The organism is Halomonas sp. AOP25-F1-15, from assembly GCF_052378675.1.
Lineage (GTDB): Bacteria > Pseudomonadota > Gammaproteobacteria > Pseudomonadales > Halomonadaceae > Vreelandella > Vreelandella casei.
Window position 1 is genome coordinate 301,231 of record NZ_JBQSXV010000005.1, and the last position, 26,632, is coordinate 327,862.

A 26,632-nucleotide genomic window follows, 5' to 3' on the forward strand; every position below is an offset into this window, starting at 1 on the left:
GCTAGAAGCCTTTTCAGCAAAGCTCTAAGCCCCCCACCGCGACAAGCGTAGGGGCTTAGAAGTCGACATTAGAGGTAAATGATAGGAAAGATTAAATCCTAGCCACGGAATTAATTCTTATCGCCTGTTATTTCACCCGCGATTTTTCGCAGCCCTTTTTCAATAAGATGTTCCTCACCTTCTCTTTCAAAGTCTGCTTCCGCGGTTGGCTCAAAAAGCGCTGCCCCACAAGAATCACATGTAGGTGTCGCTTTAGATTCGATCTCAACGTCGGGGTTGTATTCCTTACCGCACTTTTGGCACTTATCTACACTGTTCATGGCAGATCTCCTTTTGCCGTACCCATATCTATTGAGCAACAAGCAGAAGAATAGGTTCAACCAAGGATGATGAAAAGATAAGTGACTAAATGACTCTTAATGAAAGATAGCTCGTGCACACAGGAGAATTTTAGAAAAAAATGCCCCTGGCGAGTCAGAGGCATTAAAGTGGCTTCTATGAGTGAACTATACGGGTCGCGCCTATACCACTGTCGTTGGCGAGGTTGAGTATCTCCAGATGGGAAAGCGAATTTGAGCCTTTGCTCTACTGCAGCGGCACAATGAACAGACTGCCCAGGACGCTATCTAGCAAGTAACCCCAGCAATGAAGCGCTATATTAACAACAACCTTGTGAAAGCTAGAGGCAAATAAATATCACGAAATACCAGAAAACATAGCGCTTCGACACAGGTAGGCCAAACGAACTCTGTCCCGTTTTTTTTTCAAAATAACAACAATATGGCGGAAATCGCGACGCCTGTTGTGCCCATCATTATCACGCAGAAACCCATAATATCGCGCGCCTTGAGCCCAGCAATTGCCAATACGGGCAGTGCCCAGAATGGCTGAATCAAATTGGTCCAAGCATCACCCCACACAAACGCGATAACAACGTCCGCGAGATCTGCGTTTAGCGACTGGGCCGCCTCGACAAGAATAGGCCCTTGAACCGCCCATTGCCCTCCTCCCGATGGAATGAAGATATTGAGTATGCCCGCCGATAGAAAACTCACAAACGGCAATGTGCCAGGCGTCGAAATATTGGCAAACGCTTGTGCTAACTCAGCCCCCAGACCTGAAGCACTCATCATGCCCATAATCCCAGCATAGAACGGAAACTGGATAAGCACGCCGGAAACCCCGCGCGCCGCCTCATCGATAGCGGCAAGAAAGCTGCGTGCGCTAGCGTGCAGAGCCAAGCCTAGAAAAATGAGCACGAAGATGATGATGTTTAGATTGAGGCCACCCCCATTTACGGCATAAACGACCACCGAAGCAAAGCCCAATGCCGCACTTACCCATGCTAATGTCTTGGACCGCTCTAAACGTTCAGCCGGACGCAGCGCCTCTGATGGGCTGTCCTTAACGACGTCTTCTTTTAGGTTGTCAGAATTTACAGTCACAGGCTTATCGATACCCCACATCAATAAGCGGCAGGTCAGCGGTAACACGATAAGGATCGCCGCGCATATACTTAGGTTCAGTGCACTGAAGATTGTTTCGCTGGTCGGGATCAAACCGATCTGATCTTCAAGAAAGTGCCCTGGCGTTGCAATAAGTAGCGTTGCTGACCCTGATAGGCCAGCATGAAAGCTGATGAAGCCCGCATAGGCACTGGCCACCAATAGTCGATAGTCGACACCTTCGACTCGCCGGGCCAATTCGCGGGCAAGAATTGCACCAGCCACTAGGCCCATGCCCCAGTTAATCCAGCATAGGACTAACGTTGTGAAACTCACTGTTAAAATGGCACGTCCAGGCGTTTTCGCTACGCCAGCGATACGATCTACCAGCCCCATAAATACTGGCGTACGCGCTACAGAGAACCCTGCCACAAGAATAAGCGTCATCTGCATTGCAAAACTTAGCAGATTCCAAAACCCATCTTGCCAATAGCCGAGCATTGCCACAGGTGCTTGGCCTTGAAAAACAATGCCAGCTAAGAACACAATTAATGTGATGAAAAGTACCAGAATTAGCGGGTCGGGCATGTAGCGATCAAACGCGTTAACAAAGCCGTTAGTGAATGTTTTAAACATGATGTGGTTCCGCCTGGAGGTCAGTGATTAATACCGCGATGATGACGGTAGGTCAGAGTGGCGCTGGTCAGTTTTTATAGTGTTATCCCAATCGATATGCTGGTGTTCCACCATCCGGCAGACATCGACGAATACCCTTCCTCTGGTAGTACTATGCTCCTTTCTCTGCTAGCACTATTTCACGAGCAGACCACAGGGTGAGACCATGACGCGTGATAAGCGCATAACCATGTTCTCATTTCCCGCTTGGGCTGACTTGGGATCTCGTCTTGGAGTGCACACTTCATTTACCTCCTTTTTGTTTTATTCTTACGTGGCGATTGTAATCTCTGTCAACGGCACGGCCTGACAGGTTAAACACTGATTTGCTTCCAATTCGCTGCCGCTAAGATGCGCGACTTCTCCATCAATAAGCTCGCAGATACAGCTCTCACATTGACCGACGCGACAACCGCTCGGTAGCGAAAAGCCATGCTCAAGGGCGGCGTCAAGGATCGAGCCCATTTCTGGTCGCCACTCAAAGCTATTCCCTGTTCCTGCTACGTGAACGATTTGAGGCTGTAACTCAAGGGGAACAGGGTTAGGCGAGGTAAAGGCCTCGAACATGATGTCAAACGCCGGAATGCCTAGTGCTTTCATCGCCTGGTTCGCACTGTCAATGAAGCCAGGGGATCCACAGATGTAGATGAGTGGTCTTCTTGACTGGAGCAGAGTGACCGCCGAAAAATCTACCCGACCGTGAACCGTGTAATCCTTGCCAATCTCATCGGACGGTAGAGGAGCAGAATATGCGGTGATGCTATGCAGATTAGGCAGCGCCGTACGAAACTCTTTTAGCCTGTTTGAAAAGGGGTGCTCGTCCCCACTTCGGCATCCATGAAGCAACATGATTTCAGTGTTTCCACTTTCGGCCACGAGGCGTTCCAGTGCACTGATAAACGGTGTGATGCCAATACCAGCTGCGATGAAGACAATGGGTCGGTCACCATGCGTTGGAGGATTAAACACCCCGGCTGGAGATTCAAGCTGGAGGCCGTCACCGATAGATAATTTATGAAGGGAAGCCGAGAGCGATTTTCCTTCCAGCCCTTCGAGGTCTGTGCCCTGACGCCGAACGGCAATCGATAGTGTGTTGGAGAACAAGCCAGAGCCGGTCAATGAATAGGAACGGGCTGGGCCATCTGGGCCGACTCTGGTAGCGACATATTGCCCTGGCAGAAACTCCGGCAGGGCCTGACCGTCCGCAGGTGCCAGTTCAATAGCGATGATATTGCTACCCTCTGGCCGTATTCGAACAATGTTGAAATCACGCCAACCGTTCCAACGCCCGATATTCCGGGTTGGGTGCGGGCTGATTTCGCACTGGATGGCACGCAATGGAACTGAACCGCTGACAGGATCGTGTGCTGTATCGCTCAGTACCGCATTTATATTACTTGTGTTTGGACCAGATACTGGAGTTTCAGCACGGTTAAGAGCTAGCGAAGACTGCCACCAGCCAAATTCAGCCAGAACCACACGATCGTCCAGCGCCTCATTCAGTTTCACCCGCAGCAGAGCTTTACCGGCAGTGGTCGCGACATAGGCCCAGTCTCCTTCAGACAGCCCACGTGAACGCGCAAGCGTCCCGCTAACTTCTATCATGGGGTCAGGTGATTTCTTACGGAGGGACGTAATATGCCGATGAGAGCTGTGCACGAACCAGCCGGATTTTGCAGTAGTCAATGTAAGAGGGAAGTTCGCTCCCTTGCTATCCGCGTGCATTGGGCTTTCCAAAGGCTCGACATGGCAGGCAATGGCGGGGTAGTGAATGTCTAGAAGTTGCTCAGAATAGAGTTCGACAAGCCCCGAGCTAGTAGGAAATCCTTTAAGCCTATCCTTTAGCGCGAGCTGGCCATGTTTCTGCAATGACGATGGTTGGGGAAACCTCTTTCCGCCGGGGGATTGTCGCAATTGATTGACCGTCACTCCCAATGGCTCAAGCTGCCAATTCCACCCCGCCTCTATGCTACCGCCAAAGAAATCCACCTCAAGACCCAGACGGCAGGCAAGATCGAAAACAATGTCATAGTCGGCGCGAGCATCGAACTCACAATCGATCATTTTGGGGCGAAACTGGAGGGTCTCAACCGCCGCCTGATTGATTTCGAAACCGATTTTTAATGCATCACGCTCTGGGGACAAATTCACCGGTAGTATGATGTCAGCACACTCCGCTGTCGGGTTCATGAAAATGTCCGCGTGTACATGGAAGTCTAATGCGCGTAACGCCGCCAGATTGCGCTCAGCATCAGCCTGCGATACCACAAAGTTAGTACCGAAGCTCATCAATGCCCGAACTCGGTAAGGTAAATGTTCGGTAGCTGCACGGCTGAAATCGCGGGCGGTAATCCATCCGCGGGATGGAGGTCCAAGGGGCAGCTCAGAAAGTCCAAGGGCCTTCTCCTTCTGCCCTTTCGGTAACAGTGAAAGCTGATTGACGGTACGCGTCGGTGGCGGTGTCGGCCATATATTTCCGCCAGGTATATCGCACGCGCCCGTCAAGGCATACATACTCGCAATGGCACGCTCGATGGCAGTGGCATTGGTATGTTGCCCGACCCCCGTCCAAGAATGGTATGCCAGCTTTGGATTACCCTCGAGTAAGGCGTAAAACTGTATAAGTGCGGACCTATCTACCCAACTGACGTCAGCGACATGTGCCGGTGTAAAAGGTTCGGCAGTTTCCTCAAGCAAGGAGTAAACCGTCTTGGCGATAAATTCGGTACCGTTTCGATCGGTCAGCCGAAGTTCATGGTTGAGTTTGAAATCATCAGCCATTGCTTCAGAGGCCCAAGGATCGAATCTTCGCGGTACTCCACTCTTATCGACCACAACAAGATGCTTGGGCCCTTCCCCGCCCCAGAGATCTTCCGCGCGGACAAGATGGCCCGTTTGCTGGTTGACCAGCACGCAGGCGTTTGTCCACCGGCGGACAAACGCATCATTATAGGTGTTCGTTTTGATTAGATGGCGGATGGCGCCCATCGCGATCGCCGAATCAGCTCCTGGACGCACTCGCAGCCAAACGTCGGCTTGCTGCCCAGATCCATTTGGCTTGGGGTCAATGACGACAACCTTCGCGCCTCGGCTGCGAGCTTCGGCAATTCGACTAGCCTGGGCAAGCCATGTCCTTGCCGGATTATGACCCCAAAGGAGGATAACGTCGGCATTTTCATAGTCGGCAAAACCGATGCCGCGTCCGAAGGTTAGTTCATGGGCATAGTCCTTGTGCCAGCCACAAACCTCAACGGCGTAGATAAGATTGGGCGAGCCGAAGCACCTAACGAAACGTTCAACCCACTCGAAACTATCCACCATGGGGGTACCGCTCGGCGTGGTAATCGCAAAAGCAACCGCTTCGGGACCGTCTACGTCCCTGATGTCACCCAGATGGCTAGCAACTTCGTCAAGCGCATCGTTCCAAGAAATTGCCTCCCATTTGGGGTTCGGAGCGCCTTTGGGAGAAATTCGCCGTAAAGGAGTGCGTAGCCTCTCAGGACTGTGAACCATCTCGGGAGAAGCTCGCCCCTTCGCGCAAAGAGCACCGCCAGTTGGGTGGTCACGCAAGGGCTCAATAGACACAACACGGTTACCACGCACAACCGTCTCTGAGCCACAGCGTGAACGGCAGAGCGTGCAATATCCCTTGAACCTTTGTTCAGTCATGAGTCGACCTCGCACTTTTAAATGCATTATTGTAGCGCGCTACAATAATGCATTTGGATTCTGGCCTTGTCAAAGGTAACGAATTATCATTGAAAAAATGCATCCAAAAATCTGAGTGAACACGCCAATGCAACAGAATCTTCGCGAGCGCATCCTGAAGCAGCTTCGCTCCGAAATCATTTCAGGTGAGAGCCTTCCAGGGACGCTCTACTCCGTCCCTGCATTATCAGCTGAGCTCGATGTTTCAACGACTCCCGTTCGTGAAGCATTGCTCGAATTGGCAAATTCCGGGTTGGTCGAGCCTGTTAGAAATAAAGGCTTTAGGGTTTCGCGACCGTCGATGAAGGAGCTGCACGATCTTTTCGCTATGCGCGATCTTTTAGAAATACAGGCCGCAAAATTGATGATGGCCGATACGCCATGCGACACAGAACCGCTAAAACACTATGCCCGCGAAATCGAACGTGCCGTCAAGGAGGATGATGTTCGTGCTTATCTTGTCGCCGACCGTTCCTTTCACAACGCCATGTTCATGGCGTCTGGAAATGAACTGTTAGCCAAGACAGCACTCTCCCTTCGAGATAGGATGCGCCTCTTCGGTATTCGCTCGGGTGCAGGGGTGGACCGACAACGTGAATCAGTCGGGGAGCATTACAGCATTATTGAACTTATTGATGCCGGTGAGACGGGCGAGCTTATTACACTCTTGCAGCACCACATTCTTAGCTGGAGGCCAATATTTTCGGCGGCTCTAGAACAAGACGACCTTCGCACTCGAAAAAAACGACTTTTGGGGAGTCAGTCATAATGTTGAATGAGAATGAGCAAGGGTTGATCCTTCGGCTGTTTATGTAGGCGATCCGCACCCACGCCAGGTTAAAAAGAGACAAATAAGTATGGTTTCGCTCAAAGTGTTGCAACAGATCACGTGCATCAATCGTATCTTCGCGGATTACGAAGTAGTGACAGCCGGTACACTTGGTCTACTGTACACGAAGCGCGGAAACCGATGCCCCAAAACGGTCGCTGAGTTTCCTGCCAGGTAAGGCTGCCGCATAAAGGTCTGGTCGTTGGTTCACTACAGCATCCACTACCAGCCCACCATTGGATTCGCCCTGGACAACCAAACCAGTTTCCATCGTGATGCCTTGCGTTATAAGGAACTCACTGACCGCGATAAAATCATCAAAGACATTCTGCTTGTTCTCCAACTGTCCCGCTCGGTGCCAAGCTTTAGCGCTGCCTATCCCTGGCAGTTGATCCGTGCCGTCAGCAGTACCATCAAGCGTGAAGCGGCGCATCTGAGTATGCGCATCACAGAGATAAGTCTGTCAGCAGATGTACGCCGAACAGGGCCGCATCGTTCATGACATCCTTATTCTCAGGTATGACAAGCTCGGTCGCCAATTCGGCATCGGCCAGATTGATAGCCACAACTTTACGTCTTTCGGCATCCGGTTGTTTCACGCCTGACAAACCGAAATATCAAGCTTCTCGCTCAAAATAGTGCTGGCCATCTACTCGCGCTTATAAGCGTTGCTGCCGATTAAACTGGCAACTTTCAGCATATCGATAAACAGCACAGGCCGTATGCCGGACTGCCTGATATTAAACTTTAGAAGCCCATTCAAGCTGCTTGCCGAGCTTTTCCACGAAGCTCGCCATGCTTTCCTCGCCTAGATCTACCGCCTTTGCCCCACCTCCAGCCACTAGCGTTACGTCGGAAATACCAATGACATTCAGTACCAGACGCAAATATTGAGTTGCGATATCGCGGTTCTTAATGGGTGAGCCCTCAGTGTATACACCTCCAGATGCGATCAGTACAGTCGCCTTCTTGCCAGTCACTAAACCGCTTCCATCAAAGCCAAGCGTCAAACCCTTACGAACAATGTGATCCACCCAAGCCTTCAGGACAGCCGGAACATTGTAATTGTAAACAGGTGTTGCAATAACGATGTGATCAGCGGCGAGCAATTCCGCAACAAGTTCGTCTGAAAGCTGCAATGCGGCAGCCATTTCGGGTGAATGTTTATCCACAGGTGTGAAGTAGGCTTGTAGCCATGCAGCGTCAACGAACCGAAGTCCTGTCTCCAAAAGGTTGCGGTTGATGATGACACCATCAGAGTGAGCGGTTTCCCACTCTTGTACAAATCTCCGCGCCATGTTGTGTGATACTGAGCTTTCACCGCGAGGGCTAGCTTCTATAACCAAAAGCTTTTCCATTTTAAATCCCCAAAAAAGTAAAGAAGATAGCGCCGTATCGGCGTGTCTCTCCAAATGAGTGTGTTTGGAAAATATAAAGACATTTGTTAATTACCGGAAGTGATTAAATTATGATTAAGTCAATCGGTTTTTATGATAGAGATTGAGGAGAATCCACTTTGATAGAAAGCCTTACACTTGATCAGCTACGCGTTTTAGTGACGATTGCTGATGAGGGAAGCTTTTCAGCGGCGGGCCGGAAACTGGGTCGCGTCCAATCGGCAATTAGCCAAACGATCGCGACGCTTGAGGATATACAGGGCGTCTCGCTGTTTGAGCGTAGTGGCTACCGTCCCGTATTAACGGACACAGGACGAGTGCTTGTCGAGCAGGCGCGATTAGTATTGGCAAGCGCCGCTAGGTTTGAGGGAGTCGCTATGGGAGTGCGCATGGGATTGGAACCAGAGCTTGTCATTGCAATCGATCCTTTAGTTCCATCGGCACCCCTCATCGAAAGCCTATCTGCCTTAAACCAGACCTTTCTGAATTTGCCCGTCAATTTTTCGACCGAAGGATTGGGAGGTTCGCTGCGGAAGCTAAGAAGCGACTCGGCAGCCATTGGTATCTGCTTGCTGCTTCCTGCCATTCCGGATGATATGACTGCCTATCCACTGCTTCGCGTTCGGATGCAGGCTGTGGTAGCTCCTGGGCATCCGCTGGCACAACTTGGACGAGCGGCGACGCAACTCGACCTGGAGCCACATGTTCAGCTCGTTCTATCGGATCCGATCGATCCAGGAAGCGCTAACTTTGGGCTTGCAAGCGCAAGAATTTGGCGCTTCGCGGATCTTGGCCGACGGCTAGATTTTCTGCTGGGTGGTTTCGGTTGGTGCCGCATGCCGGAACATCTCATAGCGAAGTCAGTCAGTGCTGGAAATTTGGTACCACTGCGCATTGAGAACGATCCAACGCCTGAGGAAGGGTTAACAATTTATGCCGCGCATAAGCGTAACCGGCCCCTAGGGCATGCTGGACAATGGCTACTGGATGATCTCAGAAGGCGTTTGCAATCTTAAGGCCGCATCTCTCTGTGGTGCGTCACTCCAGCGAGGCTGAACTAAGGCAGCTCTGAGTTGAACCTAATTGAGATGGCCCAAACGTAATTGTAAGAGCCGCAGATACTTGCAGCCAAGGTACTCTCTCGCTGCAAAGCAGGCATAGGATTTCCCCAACTGTATTTCCCTTGTTACAGACACAAAAAAGCCGCTGAAATCAGCGGCTTTTTCCTAATAGGTGGCGGAGGGACAGGGATTCGAACCCTGGGTAGGTTATTCACCTACGTCGGTTTTCAAGACCGGTGCATTCAACCGCTCTGCCATCCCTCCGGCTTATGCGTGCATATACTACCAGCTTTTCCTTGTAAGTCAACGCCCTTAGTACAATCGAATACCAACGCGAGTAATGTTTCCACCTTCCATCTCGCTGACTACCCAGTGAATGCCGTGCCAGTCCACATCATCCCCTAGCACTGGATGCCCTCCTACGCGCATGGCAACAAATTCAGCCAGCGTTATGCTCGCCTCTCCGTCGCTTAACGTTAAACCATAGGCTAGGGCCACATCTTGCATTAGTGAGGTGCCATCCAGCGTAAAGGTGCCGAAGAACTCGCGCTCCTGTTTTAGTTTCGCATCACCATTAAACAACCGATTAAGGGTATTCAAATCCGCTGAGCGACCAATAACGCAAATCACGTCGCCCAGTTGCAGGCGCGTACTGCCCTTCGGTTGCAGCATGGCGTGATTACGAAACAGCGCAGAAATTAATGCCCCAGAAGGAAAACGCAGCAGGCGAATAGGCACGTCTTCTAAATCTTGATTTTCTACGCCATAAACAAATAGCTCAAAGTCATTTTCGGGCAAAATACCCAGCGGACCCCGTCGGTTGGGGACGGTGCCAACCGGCACCTCTACCTTTAGGTACCGGGCCATTAGCGTTAGCGAGCCGCCCTGGATCAGCAGTGACATCAATACAACAGCAAAGGCGATGTTAAAGTACAGAGAGGCATTTTCGACCCCGCCTATAACCGGGAAGATGGCCAGCACAATCGGAACGGCGCCTCTCAACCCTACCCAGGATATGAAGAAGGTTTCGCGCCAGCGGAATTTGAAAAATGGCTTAATAGCAATCAGCACGGCCAATGGGCGAGCGATAAATATCAGCGCTAGCGCCACCAAGCTGGCAGGCAGCGCTACGTCCCATAGCTCACTGGGCGTTACTAATAAACCCAGCACCAAGAATAGGCCGATTTGACTGAGCCATGCCAAGCCGTCATGTACAGGCAAAATGAAATTGAGGTGCCGCCCCGGCTGATTGCCAATCATCAGACCGGTTAGGTAAATCGCCAAAAATCCGCTACCGCCCAATACGCTGGCGAAGCCGAAAACGCTAAATCCTAACGCCAGCGCTAACATTGCATAAAGGCCCGGTGCTAAGTCGAGCCAGCGCAGCAATTTGGCACTTAGCCAGCCACCGCCGATCCCAACAATTAAGCCAATTCCAAATTGCGAAATGAAAAATAGCAGCGTGTCCGTTGGGCCGCCAATCTCACCTACCAGCAACTCCACCAACATTAGCGTCAGGAAAATCGCCATCGGGTCGTTGGTGCCTGACTCTATTTCAAGCGTAGCCCCTACCCGCTCATTAAGATTAACGCCGCTGCCACTAAGCATTGAAAATACGGCAGCAGCATCGGTCGAACCAACAATCGCACCGACTAATAACCCCTGCACCAGCGTGAGATCAAAAATCCACATCGCGATTAAGCCAACGATACCACTGGTGATAAAAACGCCAAACGTGGCCAAAGAAAGTGCCGGTTTAAAACCAACCCGGAAGGTTTTAAGGCGAGTACGCAAGCCGCCATCTAACAAGATCATGGCAAGCGCGAGATGACCAATAGCAAACGCCATGGAGTAATCATCAAACACCACACCAAGCACGCCCTCTTCACCCGCCAGCATGCCCAGCCCTAGGAAAATAAGTAGTACAGGTACACCCATCATTGAAGATAAGCGGCTTGCCAAGATGCTCAGCGCCATCAGCGCGCCGCCCACCAAAAAGAACATATAAATTGCATCCATGACTCTCTGCCTCTACTTCAATACAGCGCTATTATTGCATGTAACCATTTAATTTACTGTGTCTTGACGGCTTACGCTTATGCCTAAAGGGCTGGTCAGGAGCTTTACTCGGCGGCTACACTTCGCCGTCACAAGATTTGGAGTTACTGACTATGCTGCGCTGCCGATCACGCCAGTGGCACTTTGCGTTACTCACCGTTATTGTCACTTTGTTGCTCTTCACTTCCGTTTGTCACGCTGACAGCGACGATCAGAAAAACGACCAGACAGCGATTCCGCTGACGCTAGAAACCGTTGTGGTAGTGCCACCTTCACTGTGGACTCCTATTGAGGATGTCAGCGAAGATGAAGTGCCGACCATGGCCCTGACACCGGCGCCTGCGCTAGAGCCACCGCCATTAAAAAACATTACGCTAATGCTGGATTGGTACTTAAGCCCCCAGCATGCAGCGCTCGTGGTGGCCAAAGAACGTGGCTACTATGCCGCTCAAGGCCTTGAGGTAGACATTCAGTCACCGGCAGATCCATCTATCGCTATCAAACTACTAACGGCCGGGGAGGTAGATTTAGCGTTAACGCGCCAGCCTTTGCTACACCTTTATGCCCATGAAGGCGCCCCTATTATTCGAATTGCGACACTGATTGAAACAGCATTAACAGCGGTAGTCGTAATGGGGCCTGAGCAGCTTGATAACGCAAAAAATCTAGCGGGATTGCATTATGGCTACACCACCCGCGAAGGACTTAATTTAAGTATCCCACGACTAGTGCCGCGCTCTGTACAACAAACAGATGATTTTTCTGCCCCTCAGAATTTACACTTTGATCCGACAAGAGCATTGAGAGAGGGCCAGGCAGACGCAGTGGCTGATGGTTTCTTTCACTACCTACCGCCGCAGCTAGCAACCGAAGGGATTACCACGCACTTGATACGCTTTGAGGAGCTGGACATCCCTCGCCACGATGGGCTAGTGGTGCTCGCGAACAGTGATTCCGTCGTGCGCCGCGCAGATACGTGGTCACGCTTCACAACCGCTATTGAAGAGGCCAGCAATTGGATAGTTGAAAACCATGACGCAGCATGGGCGCTATTAACCGCCACTCATCCCGTGCTCGACAATGACATCAACGCGGCCGCCTGGCAGGATATCTTACGCCGCATGGCACTGAGCCCTGCCGCCGTTGACAGTCACCGCTACACCGCATTTGAAACTTACTTGCTGCAAATGGGCCTTATAGACGACACGCTCCCTCTCTCACGTTTGGCAGTAGACCCACATGTACTCTAACTGCTTACTTATCGCTTGGGAGGCGCATGAGCGAAAACGCCCTCATTTTTATTGATTTAGAAACAACGGGAACACGCGCGACACGTGACCGTATTACCGAAATAGCGGCATTAAAAATTGCTAACGGCGAGGTGATTGATCGTTGGTCGAGCTTGATCTACCCAGAGGGTAAGGTCCCGGCACAAATTAGCCAGCTGACCGGTATAGATGATCGCATGCTAAGCAGCGCCCCACGATTTGTGCAGATAGCTAAGCCGCTGCGCGAGTGGCTTGGCGATGGGCATTTAGTCGCGCATAACGCACGCTTTGACTACAGTTTTTTACGCAACGAATTTAAACGCGCAGGTCTGGATTACCGCACATCGATTATCTGCACGCTACGCATGTCGCGGCGATTAGCGCCTCAAGAGCGGCAGCATAATCTCAAAGCATTACTCAGCCGTTACGATATCATTCCCCTTCGCCATCATCGGGCTGGTGACGATGTCAATGCGCTGTGGTCCCTATGGCAGGCCTGGCAGAAGGAACACAGTACCGATACGTGGCAGAACCTTCTTAATGAAGAGCAGCGCCACCGCACGCTGCCTGCGCATCTTGATAGCGCTCAACTCGAAGGATTACCCGCCACGCCGGGTGTTTATTTATTTTATGGCCACAATCGACTGCCACTCTACGTGGGTAAAAGCATTAATCTGCGCAGCCGCGTGCTGGGCCACTTTCAGCGTGACCACCAGGACGATAAAGAGATGCGCTTGGCGCAACAGGTTCAGCAGATTGAATGGGAGGAGGCAGCCGGCGATCTAGGCGCTCAATTGCGCGAAGCGCAGCTAGTGAAAAGATTAATGCCCATTATGAATCGGCAGCTACGCAAACAGGGAAAACTGGCGACCTGGCATTGGCCGGAAGGCGCAAACTGCCCTGAGCTCATTAGCGGTAGCGCCCTCAACCAACCACAGAGTAAAAAGCTGTATGGTTTATTTCGCAATGCAACGGATGCTAAGAAGGCACTTCGCTCAATCGTTGAGGAACACCAGCTTTGCCCACGCGTTATGGGACTTGAGAAGGGAAAGGGCCGCTGTTTTGCTAACCAGCTGGGCAAGTGCAATGGAGCGTGTAACGGGCAAGAACCCATAGTTGCTCACACACAGCGCGCAAAGGGCGCGTTACAGCAACTGCAAATCAATGCATGGCCTTGGCCTGGCAGCATTGCTATTGAAGAGCGCCCGACAGGCAACTCCCCTCCTGCCTGGCACGTGGTTCGCCAGTGGTGCTACCTCGGTAGCGCGGCGAGCATTGAACAAGCCAGAGCGTTAGCCGATACCCCCACGCTCTTTGATGTTGATAGCTATCGAATTTTAAACCGTTTTTTGCGTCATCCAGAGCAATATGGACTTACCGTTACAGAGCTTTGATCGCCATCTCGCTTATTGAGCGTTTAAAAAAATCTCAACGGCCTGCTGGAAAGCCTCAGGCTGATCGGCGTGCAGCCAATGACCGGCATTCTTAAGCGTTACGACGCGTGCGCTGGGCATTACCTCACGTAGTGCGGGTATCATGGCGTCAGCGACATAAGGGGAATCAGCCCCACGCAGCACCAGCGTCGGCCCTTCGTAGGGTTGCTCACCGTCCGGCTCGCCAATAATATCGCTATAACCCCGTTTGATCTGATCTAGCCCCACTCTTAACGCCATCACGTTATCGTCGTTACGCACCAGGTTAGTCGCTAAGAAAAGCCGCGTGGGGCGAGAGTCGACATGTTCGCCCAACATTACATCGGCCTCACTGCGCGTTTTAGGCTTACCTTCACGAACGCTTTCGAGTGCGGCAAACACATCATCGTGGCCATGCTCATACGCGACTGGCGCTATGTCGGCAACGATCAGCGAAACAACCCGCTCAGGCGACAGGCGGGCCAAGCTCATTGCTACTTTGCCCCCCATTGAGTGGCCCAGCACATGCGCACGCTCAATTGAAAGGCTGTCGAGCAGTGCTATAACATCGTCCGCCATCATTGCGTAGCGCATGCCCTCAGCATGAGGAGACCTGCCATGGTTGCGCAGGTCGACAGCAATGACCCGACGCGTGCGCTGCCACGCTTTCAAATGCGAGCGCCAGTTGTCAGCACTTCCTAGCAAGCCGTGAATTATCACCAGCGGAGTAGCGTCAGAGGCATTCTCATCAGCGGGCATATCAATACAGTGGAGATCAACGATGGCAGCGTCAGTCATGCAAGCTCCTATGTCTTAGCAATGTTTTTACAAACAATGTTTTTAGGCAGTGCGCGGCACGCTATCTACCTGCCCTGTCCAAACAACTAAACGGCGCGATAACCAGGCGAGTAGCAGGCCATACAGTGGCAAGAAGAATAACAGGCTGATCGCTAATTTGATTGCATAGTCGACGGCGGCAATTTCAACCCAATGGGCCGCCATAAACGGATCAGGGCTGTTGTAAAACGCCGTAGAGAAAAATGCGAACGTATCGGCAAGGTTACCCAGCACCGTTGAACACACTGGCGCGACCCACCAGGATAACTGGCGTAAACGGTCAAACACCTGGACATCAAGCAGCTGACCTATCACATAGGCTAAGAAGCTAGCGAGCGCGATGCGAGCGACAAATAGATTCCATTCAGAAAGCGCTGCAATACCGGCAAAGCTCCCCCGTGGAAACACAACTGAGACCACGTAGGACACCACCAGGGCAGGAAGCATAACGCGAAGAATGATAGCGCGGGCGGGCCCTTTGCCAAATAAGCGCACTGTTAAATCAGTGGCTAAAAAAATAAACGGAAAGCTGAAGGCTCCCCAGGTGGTATGAAATCCAAACAGCGTAAACGGCAACTGAACAAGATAATTACTGGCGGCAATAATGCCAATGTGAAAGGCCACCATTACTAATAAGCAGCGGCGGTGCTGAGCGTCACTCAATGCGAACATGTCGATAAGCCTTTTTGTACATAAGAAGAGGGGTTAGGGAACCCTCGAGGTCATTAGCGCAAGGTGGCGCTAGGGGGCAGCATTATACGGCTTCTACCGCGCAATGAAAGCCGCTCAACTACGTGAGCGGCGTATGGCATCAATCAAAGCGGCGTAGCTTTGTCGGCGGCACCCACCGAACGCTGGCGCATAGTCGTATGAATATCGGCCAAGCTAGCAGGGTCATCAATGGTAGAAGGAATACCAAACTCTTTTCCATCAGCAATCGTACGCAGCAGCTTTCTCAAGATCTTACCCGAGCGAGTTTTAGGCAATCGATCAACCACTAACACCTGCTTGAAACAGGCAATAGGCCCAATGTGCTCACGAACTCGAGCGATTAGCTCTGCCTCCAGAGTCGCCTCATCGCCTGTGAAGCCATCTTTGGGAATCACCAGCCCGATAGGCAGTTGCCCTTTCAGCTCATCATGAATACCAATTACCGCACACTCTGCGACGGCAGGATGTGCACCCACCACTTCTTCTATCTCTCCAGTAGAAAGCCGATGCCCTGCAACATTAATAACATCGTCGGTACGGCCCATAATAAACAAATAGCCCTGCTCATCAAAATAGCCGCCATCACCGGTTAAATAGTAGCCGGGAAACGCCGCCATATACGCCGAGTGGAAACGCTGAGGGTCTCGCCATACGCCAATTAAGCAGCCTGGAGGCATCGGCTGCTTAATGACGACACTGCCCTGCTCCATAGGCTCAGCTTGGCCTCCTTCGCGGTTAAGCACCTGCACATTGAAACCTGGTACAGGGTACGTCGCGGAACCGGCTTTGGTCAGCATCGGTTCGATACCAGGCAAATTTGCCGCAATCGGCCAGCCGGTTTCAGTTTGCCACCAGTGATCAATAACCGGCACTTCAAGCAAGTCATCAAGCCAATGAAACGTCGGAGGATCAAGCCGCTCACCGGCGACGTAAAGATGCTTCAGGCTACTGATATCATATTTTTTCAGCAGCTCGGCATCGGGATCTTCTTTTTTCATTGCCCTGAATGCAGTGGGCGCCGTGAAGAAGCTGGTGACTTGATACTCTTCAATTAAACGCCAGAAGCTGCCTGCATCGGGTGTTTTAACCGGCTTACCTTCATATACAACAGTCGTGCAACCCAGCAGTAAGGGGGCGTAAACAATATAAGAATGACCGACCACCCAGCCTACATCGGATGCGGTGAAAAACACTTCACCGGGCTTCATGGCATAAATAGCCTCCATTGAATACGCCAATGCCACCGCGTATCCACCGGTGTCACGCACCACACCCTTGGGCTTACCGGTCGTACCTGAGGTGTAAAGTATATAGAGCGGGTCAGTGCCCTTCACCGGGACACAATCGGCAAATGGCGCTCCTGCGACTAACTGATTCCAGTCATAGTCGTTAGCGCCTAGCGGTGCCTGATGCGCTGCGCGCTGGTAAACGACACAAGCGTTTGGCTTATGAGCACTGAGAGTAATCGCCTGATCAATCATCGGTTTATAAGGCAGCACTTTACCTAGTTCGATGCCACACGAGGCCGCGACCACCACCTTGGGCTCAGCGTCTTCAATACGTGCGGCCAGCTCATGGGGTGCAAAGCCCCCAAAGACGACCGAATGAACTGCCCCCAACCGTGCACAGGCATACATCGCAATCAATGCCTCGGGAATCATAGGCATATAAATAATGACACGATCACCCTTTTCAACGCCTAGCTGGGCTAAGGCACCGGCGAAATGAGCGACGCGATCACGCAAGTCCCGATAGCTGATAGTTTGCTTAGACTGCGTGGCGGGGGAATCCCAGAAAATGGCCGCTTGATCACCTCTGCCCTGCTCAACGTGGTAATCCAAAGCTGCATAGCAAAGGTTCATTTCTCCATCGCTGAACCAGCGTGCGTGATGCTGATCGTCATAGCTGAGTATCGTGCGGGGCATCGTGTACCAGGGGATACGTTTAGCCTCCTCGGCCCAAAATGTTTCAGGGTGTTCAACCGACTGCTGGAAAGCATTGTGGTAGCGACTCATAGTGTTCTCATCGTTATTATGCAAACGCATTGTTGACACTGTATAAAGTAAATCGCCTTAGCACCCTCATACTATCGGCTAACGTGCCATAGAAGGATGCAACACTCCCTTCTATTGTCGACAATGCACCAAAGGACTTACCATTGATAAACCGTTAAACAAAGCCTTGGACAAAACTCGCTAAATTACTGATCATTAAACAACTTGATCTTCGCGACGCGACGATGCCGAGATAAATTATAACAATGCATATAAATAAGCTTATGTAACAGTGTAGGCGAGGAGATCACTATGTCTGCTTCTACAAGCGCCGCGACACGTTTGCTTGAACACAACTGCCGAGCTATTGAGGCGGGAACCAGCTTACTGAAAGCATTGGCAAACGAAAAACGCTTACAAATACTGTGCTTACTTGCTGAAAAAGAGCTGTCAGTTACTCAAATAAATCAACAGCTTGCCTTGAGTCAGTCAGCTCTATCCCAACATTTAGCGATATTGAGGCGTGATGAGTTGGTCAGCACACGCCGAGAATCACAAACCATCTACTATTCATTAAGCAGTGAAAGCGCCAAAGCCATTCTTGATGCATTGGCGCACCACTACTCAGAATGAGTGCTAGCGGCGCTGCCATCCAGCCGCCTCGATCAGTCCCAGTGCCTTGAGCGCTGCTGTTTCGACACCCGCTGAAACGGCTAAGCCAAGCTTCCGGCTCATTGTTTTAGGCGCCTCAAGCTTGACGGTATAAACCTGTACCTGCGCCATACGCTCTGTCAAATAGGCTTCGCTGGTCCCTACGCTATCGACAAGCAGCTGGGGCAATGCCTCACTGCCGTACCAAATTTCACCGGTGGCCAGCGAGTCAATGTCCATGGTGGGACGACGCTCTGTAACATAGTGTTTAAATAATCGATGGGTGTTCTCTAAATCATCCAAGAACTTGTCTTTGCCTTCATCGGTATTTTCACCAAGTACGGTCAACGTACGCTTATATTTTCCCGCGGTTAGCAACTCGACATCAATATCGTGCTTTTTGAGCAGTCTATGGATGTTAGGCACTTGCGCCACAACGCCTATCGATCCAATAACAGCAAAAGGAGCAGCCTTAATATGCTGCGCGGTACAGGCCATCATATAGCCACCGCTGGCCGCCACTTTATCGATGCATACCGTCGTAATAAGGCCCGCAGCACTTAGCCGGTCCATCTGTGCAGCCGCTAAGCCATAGGCATGCACTAAGCCGCCCGCTGACTCCAGCCGGATCACCACTTCATCCTCTTCACTAGCCACGTCGATAATGGCGGAGATCTCTTGAGCAAAATGCTCGGTTTGTGAGGCTTTTAAATCACCATAAAAATCCAACACCCATACACGAGATGCTGGTGGCGCTTGTTGATCGTTTTTTTGAACCTTTAAGCGCTTTTTCTCATTTTGACGAAATGTTTTTAGCAGCTTTTTACGCGCAGAAGGCAGCGCAGTGGCCAAACGCAGGCGGCGGCTACGATCCAATCGCTGGTCATTAAGCGGCTCAACACGAAGCGTCAGACCACGCTCTTTAGCTTGCCTAGAGCGAGTTACGAGCAATAAACCAATCACCAGCATCGCTATCACGATGGCTGTCTGGACTAAAAACGTACCTAATTCTGCAACCCATTCACTCATTTACGTTCTCCACTAGGTAATTAAATTCTAAAACAGAGACAATGCTCACATGTATCCTAAAGACGCATAATTGTAGCGCTTGATTGAAACGCACGTATGAAATAGTCTCGTCCCATATCCGATTGTTTCTTTGAACTACTATCGATAACCTTAAGCTAATTTATCTACTTACTTGCGAGATTTATGATGTCAACGACTACCCTTGATAAGCTGAAAGCACGTTTCAATCCAGAAGCCGCCAAGGGGATGAACGAAATTTTTCAATTTCATTTCTCAGATGCGGGCAGCCACTATCTGAACATTCAAGATGGCGCGCTTGATGTTCAAGAAGGCGAACACGATGACCCTTCCGTCAGCTTAAGCCTAAGCACCGAGACGCTGAAAGGCATCATGAATGGCGACATCAACGGCATGACTGCGTTCATGACTGGAAAGCTAAAAGCAACCGGCAATGTGATGCTGGCCACTAAACTGACCAGCCTGTTTCCTAGCAAGTAAGCATGTTTAAGCACGCGGCGTTTTTCAGCGCCAGCGTGCTAAATGTGTCTCGATAAGTTCACGCGATATCGAATACGGCGGTGGCAAAGACGGCAGCTGACGAGGGGAAAACCACGCCGCATCGCTGATTTCGACACCGTCAATACGTATGCGTCGCGTCGTTGCTTCGGCAAAGTAGCCAAACATCAGTGAATGAGGGAAAGGCCACGCCTGACTTTGGTGGTAGCGTAGTTGATCAATATGCACCCCCACTTCCTCAAATACCTCTCGATGCACGGCCTCTTCTGCAGACTCACCTGGCTCAATAAATCCAGCCAGGGTCGAATAGCGGCCAGGTGGAAAACGCGGGCTGCGAGCAAGGAGCATCGCCTCACCGCTGGTCACCAAGGTAATAATGCACGGCGAAATGCGCGGATAATTACGATGTCCGCAGGCGTTGCAGTGCATCGCAAATTCGGCAGCCAGTTTGGTGGCAGAAGCCCCACAGCGGCTACAGAAACGATGATTTTCTAACCATGCGCCTACCTGTAAGGCTGTCGATAGCAGGCTAAACCATGCGGTGGGCAGCTCGCTCATCCACTGACGACCATCAATCCAACCACTTTCAGCCTGGGCCTCCACAAGCAGGGCTACGGGTTCATCATCCCAATAGCACAGCGGCTGCATCTGCTCGGTCCAGGGCTGAAAAGGCTGTAACGGAGTGAGTTGATCACTGCCGCTTAACGGAGCAGGCGCCAATAAGCTGCGCGATAGCCGAATAACACGCCCTGCCTGCTCATCATAGGGAATTTCTCGCCTAAGCATCGTTACTTGCGTCCTCAAACCAAGTCAGCTGGTGTGCTTCACACTTAGCTTCATGCGCTGCTTGTTCCTGCTCGGTGGGGCGAACCACGCTCAGTTGACCGGGGGTTAGCGTTAAACGTTGAATCGACAGCCCTTCACTAGAGGTGTCGGTTTGCTGCTGCTCGGAGGCAGAGGCGGCATCTAATGTCAGCGCCGTCTGCCCGCCCGTCATCGCTAGATATACGTCAGCGAGGATTTCGGCGTCTAACAAAGCGCCGTGCAGCACACGGTGACCATTATCAATATCGTAGCGTTTGCACAGCGCATCAAGGCTATTGCGCTGACCAGGATGCATTTTCCTAGCCATCGTCAGCGTATCAAGAACGCCGCAGTGCTCACGAACAGGCCCTAATGACAAACCGCTGCGCTGCTTATTAAGCATGCCGAGCTCATGATCTATAAAGCCCACGTCAAAGGGCGCGTTATGGATCACCAACTCAGCGCCCTCAATAAACGCCCAAAACTCATCGGCTATTTTGGCAAACACCGGCTCATTGGCTATTTTAGCGTTATCAATACCGTGAATAGCCACTACTTCAGCATCGATATGACGCTCAGGATTTATATACTGGTGGTAGGTACGTCCAGTGAAACGACGATTAACCATCTCCACGGCACCAATCTCAACTAAGCGATGCCCATCTTTAGGGTCAATACCCGTCGTTTCAGTATCTAAGATGACTTGCCGCATCACACTTTCCTCTTCTGGTGCTCATCGATAGCCTCATTGGCCAGCGTGTCGGCGTGCTCATTGCCGGGATGGCCGCTATGCCCTTTCACCCAATGCCACGCCACTTGATGGCGCTGAGTCTCTTCGTGAAGGGTTTTCCATAGCTCGGCATTTTTAACTGGCTGCTTGGCGGCAGTTTTCCACCCCCGCTTGATCCAGTTATGAATCCACTGAGTGATACCTTGGCGCACGTACTGAGAGTCAGTCCACAGCGCCACTTCGCAGCGTGTATTGAGTGTGCGTAGCGCCATAATCGCGGCCATCAATTCCATACGGTTATTAGTCGTATCTGCCTCATAGCCTTTTAAGGTCTTTTCATGCTCACCACTCGCCAGCACGACGCCCCAGCCACCGGGGCCAGGATTACCCCGGCAAGCGCCATCGGTATACACCGTCACACAGGGTAGGTGCTCGGCAGCCTTATTAGTCAATCTCTTGATCTCTCTTTGAATGCGTTGGAGCCTGATGCTCTTGATAGGATTGCAAGTGAGCGGATGAGCCAGAGCGGGTAACGCCTAATGACGCCGGAGACGCCGGTGCTTTTAATCCAAATCTCAGGCGCTGAACGGGCGCCTGGCGCTGCTTGCGCCGGGCAAGAATCATATAGCTTTCACCGAGTGGCAGGTTATGCCGACGCCCCAAAGACTCCCAATACTCACCACACTTGGCGTTTATGCGCCCTCTAAAGCAGCAATAGTCTACGCGCTGAACATCAAAGTCGACAAACGCCAACCAGTCGCGAAGGCGGTTCGACGAACGCCACTCGCCACTCCAAGGGTACTGCTGCTGGCGTTTACGCAACTGGCGGACAAGCCCACTGACGCCAATAGGATTAAAGCCAAAAAGCACTAAAATGCCATTATCAGCCGTTACCCGAGCAGCCTCTTTGAGCGTCAGATGAGCATCCGGCAGATGCTCAAGCCAGTGGTGAATAACCATCACGTCTAAACAGCGGTCTGGCAGTGCCAGTTGATCAGGCGGGCACACCAAGGTCGTATCTGAATGCGCTAGCTGGCGAGTTGGCGACCAGCGTATGGCATGCGGAATGGCTGACATTGTCAGCATTGCAGGCCCCATGCCCATTTCCAAACTGTGCCCGCCCACTCGCGTTTCAGCCACAGGTCCAAGACACGCCCGCTGAGACTCCCAAAGCGAGCGACCGGCCTCGCTTTGCCAATACGTCTGGCTATTTATCAAGCGCTTGGCGAGTGTTGTAGCCGTCGTCGAATTTGACATGAACAGCACTTCCCTCCAAAGTAACGGCTTTTAGCGCCTTTTAAGCACCAATTTAGCGCCATGTTTTGCATTTCTAGCTGCGTTTTACATTTATACGTTCTTTTTACCAGCTCTATTTTTTGACACTTAAAGGATCTCGCCGATGATGAGCGTGACACCGATTCCAGCCCTTAGCGACAACTATATTTGGCTATTAAGACAAGATACCAGTCAAAACGTTTGCGTGGTGGACCCGGGTGAAGCCGCCCCTGTAATCGAGTTTCTGGAGCGAGAGTCGCTACGCCTAGAGAGCATTCTGATTACTCATCACCATCATGATCATACCGGCGGCCTAGCCGAATTGATCAAACGTTATTCTCCGCATGTGATCGGCCCCAACAACCCCACCATTCAAGGTATTGATGAGTTTGTGGAGGATGGCGACCAAATCCGCATTATGGGGCGGTTATTTGAAGTCATGGCGACGCCCGGCCACACGCTTGACCATATCAGCTATTTTACGCCGGGCATCCCTGCCCTGCTGTTTTGTGGTGACACACTTTTCTGCGCTGGCTGTGGCCGTTTATTTGAAGGCACTCCGGAACAAATGTTCACAGCGTTGAAACAATTTGCGGAACTCCCAGAAGATACGCTGGTCTTTGCAGCCCATGAGTACACACAAGCGAATCTTGCGTTTGCTCGTGCTGCGGACCCTGATAATGATGATGTCAAACACGCCTTACAGGAGTGTGAAAAGGCCAGGGCACTGGATCGCCCGACCTTACCCAGCACGATAGGACGCGAGCTGAAAATTAATCCCTACTTACGCGTGGCCACCGATAGCGTGCGCCAAGCAGCTGGCACTCAGGGTATTAATGATAATGATCTCGCTACGTTCACTACTCTACGTGAGTGGAAGAACCGTTTTTAATAACGCTATCGAAACGAAACGAATGCAACTATGACCTATCGAACGATTCGCCAGCGCTTGATGCTGAGCGCTGGCAGCTCCGTCATTATGGGCCTAATTTTAGCCGCCGCTGCAAGTTCTCAGGCATCGGCGTATGAAGCATCAACATCGTCTACCGCCACCGCGCAATATGCTGCAAATACTGGCATGCCGGACGCTACACCAAGCCCCTCAGCTTTCCAGTCGCATTTCTGGGAAGCTTTGGAGCTAGAGCCTCAAGACGCCTGGACAACGCTACGTAAAAGCTTCCAATGGCAAGATGCCCCGCTCTCAGCAGATGCCCAAGCAAGGGTAGATGCGTGGATTGAGCACTATCAGTCAAGCCCAGAAAATATCGCCACCATCACTGAACGCGCAACACCCTGGCTTGCCTGGATTAGCCAACAGGTAAGCGAGCGTGGTCTTCCGGGCGAAGTTGCTCTAATTCCCTTTGTAGAAAGCTCGTTTGACCCCGCTGCCAAAAGCCATCGTGGAGCCGCTGGCCTTTGGCAGTTTATGCCCGGTACCGGCGACGCATTAGGCCTAGTGCGCAACGGCAACTATGATGGTCGGTTAGACGTTGTAACATCTACCGATGCGGCACTTGACTACTTAGAAATGCAGGCTGACCAGTGGTATGAAGGTGATTTAATGCTTTCATTGGCCGCTTACAATGCCGGTGCTGGGACTGTCAATCGTGCTCAGCACCAGGCCCAGGACCAGGGTTTAAACGGCGGTTACTGGGACCTTTCCCTGCCATATGAAACTATGCAATACGTGCCTAAGCTAAAAGCCATCGCAACGATTATCAATGATCCAGAACGTTACGGTGTCATTTTGCCTGAGATCCACTCTGATCCAGCGTTTGCAAAAGTGCAGCTAGCCCATGCGGTGAGCCTTTCTGAAGCTTCTCAGTTGCTAGATGTAAGCCAAACTGCACTGGCGGAGCTGAACCCCGGCCTGCTTAATGGCAGCATTGATCCGCGTAGTGCTCAGACGCTGCTAGTCCCTGAAGAGGTCGATGCTCAAGTGTTGGCTCAATTGGCACAAGGCAATAGCCCGGCATTCGCGCAAAACGCTAGTAGCGAGACACATCGCGTTGAGCGAGGCGACAGTCTTTCAGCGATCGCAGCCCAGTATAATATCAACCAGCAAGACCTAATACGCTGGAATGCGATTGATCGGCCCGGCGCTCTACAGCCTGGCCAATTACTGACGCTTTCAGAGCGCTGACACTATGCCGAGTAAAAATCGTCAGCGTTTAGAATAATCGTTTTTTTTAAGCAGCCATTGATCATACCGTACTGATAGCATTGTCATAACAGTAGGCTTTTTTCACATAGGAAATCACCAATGCCGCGTGGTGTATTTTTTGCGAAAACGTTGTTATTCGTCAGCTGCTTAGTTTTCAATGTATCGGCGCTCGCGATAGAGCAAACGCCTGATACCGAGGCGCCCTCCTACGTTGCTAAAAACAGCGTTGATAGAAATAGCGTTGTCGGTGATCTAAATACTGATGAAAACAACGTAGTGCCGGTGGAAACGGTTCATGGGCTATCGCTCTATGATAGCCCCGAGCTCCCCGAGGACTTTGCCTACTTTCCGCATGTAAATCCCCATGCCCCCAAAGGTGGCACAATTACGCATACAGCAGTAGGCGCAAGCTTCGACTCTATCAATCCGTTTATTATTCGAGGCACCCCCGCCAGCGGCATTTCACAAATTTACGACACACTGATGGCCAGTAACCCCGGCGAACCGTTTAGTCTTTACGGCCTGCTTGCAGAAGGCGTGCGTCTTGATCCTGATCGGCACTGGATTGAGTTTGACCTGCGCCCAGAAGCACGTTTCCAGGATGGCGAGCCCGTCACCGCGTACGACGTTGTTTTCACGCTTAACCTATTACGTGAAAAAGGTAACCCGTTTTACGCCAGCTATTATGCGGGCGTGGAAGAGGTGATAGCACTCAACGAGCATCAGGTGCGTTTTACCTTTAACGATACCGAATCTAGAGAACTACCATTAATCATTGCACAGCTGCCTATACTGCCCCGCCACTATTGGGAGCAGCACGAATTTACGTCGCCGACACTCGTAGCACACCCTGGCTCCGGCCCTTATCGCATTAGTGACGTGGATCCCGGTCGGCGAATTACGTTTCAGCGCGATGAGAACTACTGGGGTAAAGATTTACCGGTCAACGTTGGGCGTTACAACATTGATCGCATTGTTTATGACTATTACCGCGACCGCGACATCGCCTGGGAAGCATTTAAGGCAGGGCTAACCGACTTTCGTGAGGACGCACGCGCAGCCACCTGGGCCATTGGTTACGACTTCCCTGCCTATGAAGAAGGCTTGGTGAAACGCCTAACCATTCCTGACGTCAACCCTTCAATGATGCAGGCCTTTGTGTTCAACCTGCGTCAACAGAAATTTCAAGATCCCCGGGTACGTGAAGCGCTTAGCCTCACTTTCGATTTTCCCTGGTTGAACACCAATATTTTTTACGATGCTTATAAGCGTACCGAAAGTTTTTTCCAAAATTCAGAGATGGAAGCCACCGGCCTGCCTTCTGAAGAGGAGCTTGCACTGCTAGAGCCCTTACGTGAAGAGCTTGAATCCTCACTTCACTCTGACCGCTTATTCACTGAACCATTGCCAATTGATATCCCCACTGACCTGCGTGAACGCCTTCGCTTAGCACTTTCGCTGCTACGTGAGGCCGGTTACGCGGTAGAAGACGGCGTGCTGGTTAATCAACAAACGGGGGAGCCTTTAAGTCTGGAAGTGCTGCTCTACGACTCGGCGCTGGAACGCGTTGTGCAGCCTATGTTGCGCAACATGGCCCGCCTTGGTGTACAAACATCACTGCGTATCGTTGATATCAATCAGTATTTAAACCGGCAGCGCAATTATGACTATGACATAGTGATTAGCCACTTCCCTCAGTCGAACAATCCGGGCAATGAGCAGCGCGATTATTGGACCAGCGCCGCCGCAGAGGCTCCGCAAAGCCGCAACCGCATGTCACTGGCTAATCCAGCGATAGATTCGCTGGTGGAAACGTTGATTCGCGCAGACGGGCGAGCAGAACTTGATACCGCTACGCGCGCGCTCGACCGCGTTTTGCGCTGGGGGTTTTACGTTATTCCTCATTACCATTCCGGCGAAAAGCGCATTGCGGTGTGGGATAAATTTGGCTATCGCGAACCTTTTCCCGCCTACGGCATGGATCTGGATGCATGGTGGGTCGACACCGATCGTGAAATAGAACTGCAGCGCCGCCGCTGACCCCGACTTAATAGCAACGGCTTATTGT

Annotated in this window: 24 protein-coding genes and 1 tRNA gene; 9 read left to right on the forward strand and 16 right to left on the reverse strand. The window is 51.5% G+C overall.

The genetic code is table 11. The features are described 5' to 3' along the window. Window positions 1-110: 110 nt before the first annotated feature. The 3 genes from ACT3TF_RS12005 to ACT3TF_RS12015 form a co-directional block, all read right to left on the reverse strand. Window positions 111-320 carry a hypothetical protein gene (locus tag ACT3TF_RS12005; protein WP_096279985.1) on the reverse strand — a complete coding sequence of 70 codons (210 nt, stop codon included), beginning with the start codon at window positions 318-320 and terminating at the stop codon, window positions 111-113. A 444-nt stretch (window positions 321-764) separates the two neighbouring features. Beyond that, entirely contained in the window at window positions 765-2,081 is a 1,317-nt protein-coding gene (locus tag ACT3TF_RS12010; RefSeq protein ID WP_096279983.1) for a short-chain fatty acid transporter, read from the reverse strand. A gap of 309 nt (window positions 2,082-2,390) precedes the next feature. Continuing rightward, complete coding sequence (locus ACT3TF_RS12015; protein ID WP_318781619.1) at window positions 2,391-5,816, reverse strand: molybdopterin-dependent oxidoreductase; 3,426 nt, start codon at window positions 5,814-5,816, stop codon at window positions 2,391-2,393. 100 nt (window positions 5,817-5,916) lie between these two features. Between ACT3TF_RS12015 and ACT3TF_RS12020 the strand changes: the two genes are divergently transcribed. Beyond that, window positions 5,917-6,597 carry a GntR family transcriptional regulator gene (locus ACT3TF_RS12020; RefSeq protein ID WP_096279979.1) on the forward strand — a complete coding sequence of 227 codons (681 nt, stop codon included), beginning with the start codon at window positions 5,917-5,919 and terminating at the stop codon, window positions 6,595-6,597. A gap of 175 nt (window positions 6,598-6,772) precedes the next feature. On the opposite strand, the gene ACT3TF_RS12025 is transcribed toward ACT3TF_RS12020, so the two are convergent. From ACT3TF_RS12025 to ACT3TF_RS12035, 3 genes are all read right to left on the reverse strand, one after another. Next, window positions 6,773-7,090, reverse strand: a complete 318-nt coding sequence (locus tag ACT3TF_RS12025; protein WP_096279977.1) for a prolyl oligopeptidase family serine peptidase — start codon at window positions 7,088-7,090, stop codon at window positions 6,773-6,775. Window positions 7,091-7,103: 13 nt separating this feature from the next. After that, window positions 7,104-7,256: a hypothetical protein gene (locus tag ACT3TF_RS12030; RefSeq protein WP_176483393.1), complete on the reverse strand. Its 153-nt coding sequence runs from the start codon at window positions 7,254-7,256 to the stop codon at window positions 7,104-7,106. A 141-nt stretch (window positions 7,257-7,397) separates the two neighbouring features. Continuing rightward, on the reverse strand, window positions 7,398-8,015 hold the full coding sequence (locus tag ACT3TF_RS12035) for an FMN-dependent NADH-azoreductase (protein ID WP_096279975.1): 618 nt from the start codon (window positions 8,013-8,015) through the stop codon (window positions 7,398-7,400). Between the two features lie 158 nt (window positions 8,016-8,173). Here ACT3TF_RS12035 and ACT3TF_RS12040 point away from each other — a divergent pair, with 158 nt between their 5' ends. After that, window positions 8,174-9,070, forward strand: coding sequence for a LysR family transcriptional regulator (locus tag ACT3TF_RS12040; RefSeq protein ID WP_096279973.1), 897 nt, complete (start codon window positions 8,174-8,176; stop codon window positions 9,068-9,070). Between the two features lie 218 nt (window positions 9,071-9,288). Here ACT3TF_RS12040 and ACT3TF_RS12045 read toward each other — a convergent pair. Together ACT3TF_RS12045 and ACT3TF_RS12050 are read right to left on the reverse strand one after the other, a co-directional pair. Next, window positions 9,289-9,379 (reverse strand) — tRNA-Ser (locus tag ACT3TF_RS12045). A gap of 48 nt (window positions 9,380-9,427) precedes the next feature. Further along, the gene (locus tag ACT3TF_RS12050; protein WP_096279971.1) at window positions 9,428-11,134 is read right to left on the reverse strand and encodes a potassium/proton antiporter; all 1,707 of its coding nucleotides are present in this window, start codon (window positions 11,132-11,134) and stop codon (window positions 9,428-9,430) included. Between the two features lie 152 nt (window positions 11,135-11,286). On the opposite strand from ACT3TF_RS12050, the gene ACT3TF_RS12055 reads away from it, so the two are divergent. Further along, complete coding sequence (locus ACT3TF_RS12055) at window positions 11,287-12,423, forward strand: ABC transporter substrate-binding protein (RefSeq protein ID WP_096279969.1); 1,137 nt, start codon at window positions 11,287-11,289, stop codon at window positions 12,421-12,423. 26 nt (window positions 12,424-12,449) lie between these two features. Beyond that, window positions 12,450-13,835: a 3'-5' exonuclease family protein gene (locus ACT3TF_RS12060; RefSeq protein ID WP_096279967.1), complete on the forward strand. Its 1,386-nt coding sequence runs from the start codon at window positions 12,450-12,452 to the stop codon at window positions 13,833-13,835. A 12-nt stretch (window positions 13,836-13,847) separates the two neighbouring features. Here the strand turns inward: ACT3TF_RS12060 and ACT3TF_RS12065 are convergent, their stop codons facing one another. From ACT3TF_RS12065 to ACT3TF_RS12075, 3 genes are all read right to left on the reverse strand, one after another. Next, a complete protein-coding gene (locus ACT3TF_RS12065; protein ID WP_096279965.1) occupies window positions 13,848-14,651 on the reverse strand; it encodes an alpha/beta fold hydrolase in 804 nt (267 codons plus the stop codon). 42 nt (window positions 14,652-14,693) lie between these two features. Next, the gene (locus ACT3TF_RS12070) at window positions 14,694-15,362 is read right to left on the reverse strand and encodes a 7-cyano-7-deazaguanine/7-aminomethyl-7-deazaguanine transporter (protein WP_096279963.1); all 669 of its coding nucleotides are present in this window, start codon (window positions 15,360-15,362) and stop codon (window positions 14,694-14,696) included. A gap of 143 nt (window positions 15,363-15,505) precedes the next feature. Continuing rightward, complete coding sequence (locus tag ACT3TF_RS12075) at window positions 15,506-17,446, reverse strand: propionyl-CoA synthetase (protein WP_096279961.1); 1,941 nt, start codon at window positions 17,444-17,446, stop codon at window positions 15,506-15,508. 261 nt (window positions 17,447-17,707) lie between these two features. On the opposite strand from ACT3TF_RS12075, the gene ACT3TF_RS12080 reads away from it, so the two are divergent. After that, on the forward strand, window positions 17,708-18,028 hold the full coding sequence (locus tag ACT3TF_RS12080; protein WP_096279959.1) for an ArsR/SmtB family transcription factor: 321 nt from the start codon (window positions 17,708-17,710) through the stop codon (window positions 18,026-18,028). A 3-nt stretch (window positions 18,029-18,031) separates the two neighbouring features. Here ACT3TF_RS12080 and sohB read toward each other — a convergent pair whose 3' ends face one another. Continuing rightward, window positions 18,032-19,075 carry a protease SohB gene (gene sohB, locus ACT3TF_RS12085; protein WP_096279957.1) on the reverse strand — a complete coding sequence of 348 codons (1,044 nt, stop codon included), beginning with the start codon at window positions 19,073-19,075 and terminating at the stop codon, window positions 18,032-18,034. Window positions 19,076-19,261: 186 nt separating this feature from the next. On the opposite strand from sohB, the gene ACT3TF_RS12090 reads away from it, so the two are divergent. Next, window positions 19,262-19,573, forward strand: a complete 312-nt coding sequence (locus tag ACT3TF_RS12090) for an SCP2 sterol-binding domain-containing protein (RefSeq protein ID WP_096279954.1) — start codon at window positions 19,262-19,264, stop codon at window positions 19,571-19,573. A gap of 24 nt (window positions 19,574-19,597) precedes the next feature. Here the strand turns inward: ACT3TF_RS12090 and nudC are convergent, their stop codons facing one another. Genes nudC through ACT3TF_RS12110 form a run of 4 tightly spaced genes read right to left on the reverse strand, consistent with a single transcriptional unit; the run spans window position 19,598 to window position 22,382 of the window. Then, on the reverse strand, window positions 19,598-20,377 hold the full coding sequence (nudC, locus tag ACT3TF_RS12095; RefSeq protein WP_096279952.1) for an NAD(+) diphosphatase: 780 nt from the start codon (window positions 20,375-20,377) through the stop codon (window positions 19,598-19,600). Beyond that, a complete protein-coding gene (gene dnaQ / locus ACT3TF_RS12100) occupies window positions 20,370-21,107 on the reverse strand; it encodes a DNA polymerase III subunit epsilon (RefSeq protein WP_096279950.1) in 738 nt (245 codons plus the stop codon). The genes nudC and dnaQ overlap by 8 nt, the downstream gene beginning before the upstream one ends. Further along, a complete protein-coding gene (gene rnhA / locus ACT3TF_RS12105) occupies window positions 21,107-21,577 on the reverse strand; it encodes a ribonuclease HI (RefSeq protein ID WP_096279947.1) in 471 nt (156 codons plus the stop codon). Before rnhA ends, dnaQ begins: the two co-directional genes overlap by 1 nt. Then, a complete protein-coding gene (locus tag ACT3TF_RS12110) occupies window positions 21,570-22,382 on the reverse strand; it encodes a class I SAM-dependent methyltransferase (protein WP_096279945.1) in 813 nt (270 codons plus the stop codon). Before ACT3TF_RS12110 ends, rnhA begins: the two co-directional genes overlap by 8 nt. A gap of 142 nt (window positions 22,383-22,524) precedes the next feature. Here ACT3TF_RS12110 and gloB point away from each other — a divergent pair, with 142 nt between their 5' ends. The 3 genes from gloB to ACT3TF_RS12125 all read left to right on the forward strand — a co-directional run bounded on the left by gloB (window position 22,525) and on the right by ACT3TF_RS12125 (window position 26,604). Next, a complete protein-coding gene (gene gloB, locus ACT3TF_RS12115) occupies window positions 22,525-23,292 on the forward strand; it encodes a hydroxyacylglutathione hydrolase (protein ID WP_096279943.1) in 768 nt (255 codons plus the stop codon). A 30-nt stretch (window positions 23,293-23,322) separates the two neighbouring features. Then, entirely contained in the window at window positions 23,323-24,543 is a 1,221-nt protein-coding gene (locus ACT3TF_RS12120) for a transglycosylase SLT domain-containing protein (RefSeq protein ID WP_096279941.1), read from the forward strand. Between the two features lie 120 nt (window positions 24,544-24,663). Further along, entirely contained in the window at window positions 24,664-26,604 is a 1,941-nt protein-coding gene (locus tag ACT3TF_RS12125) for an extracellular solute-binding protein (RefSeq protein WP_192536044.1), read from the forward strand. Window positions 26,605-26,632: the final 28 nt, after the last annotated feature.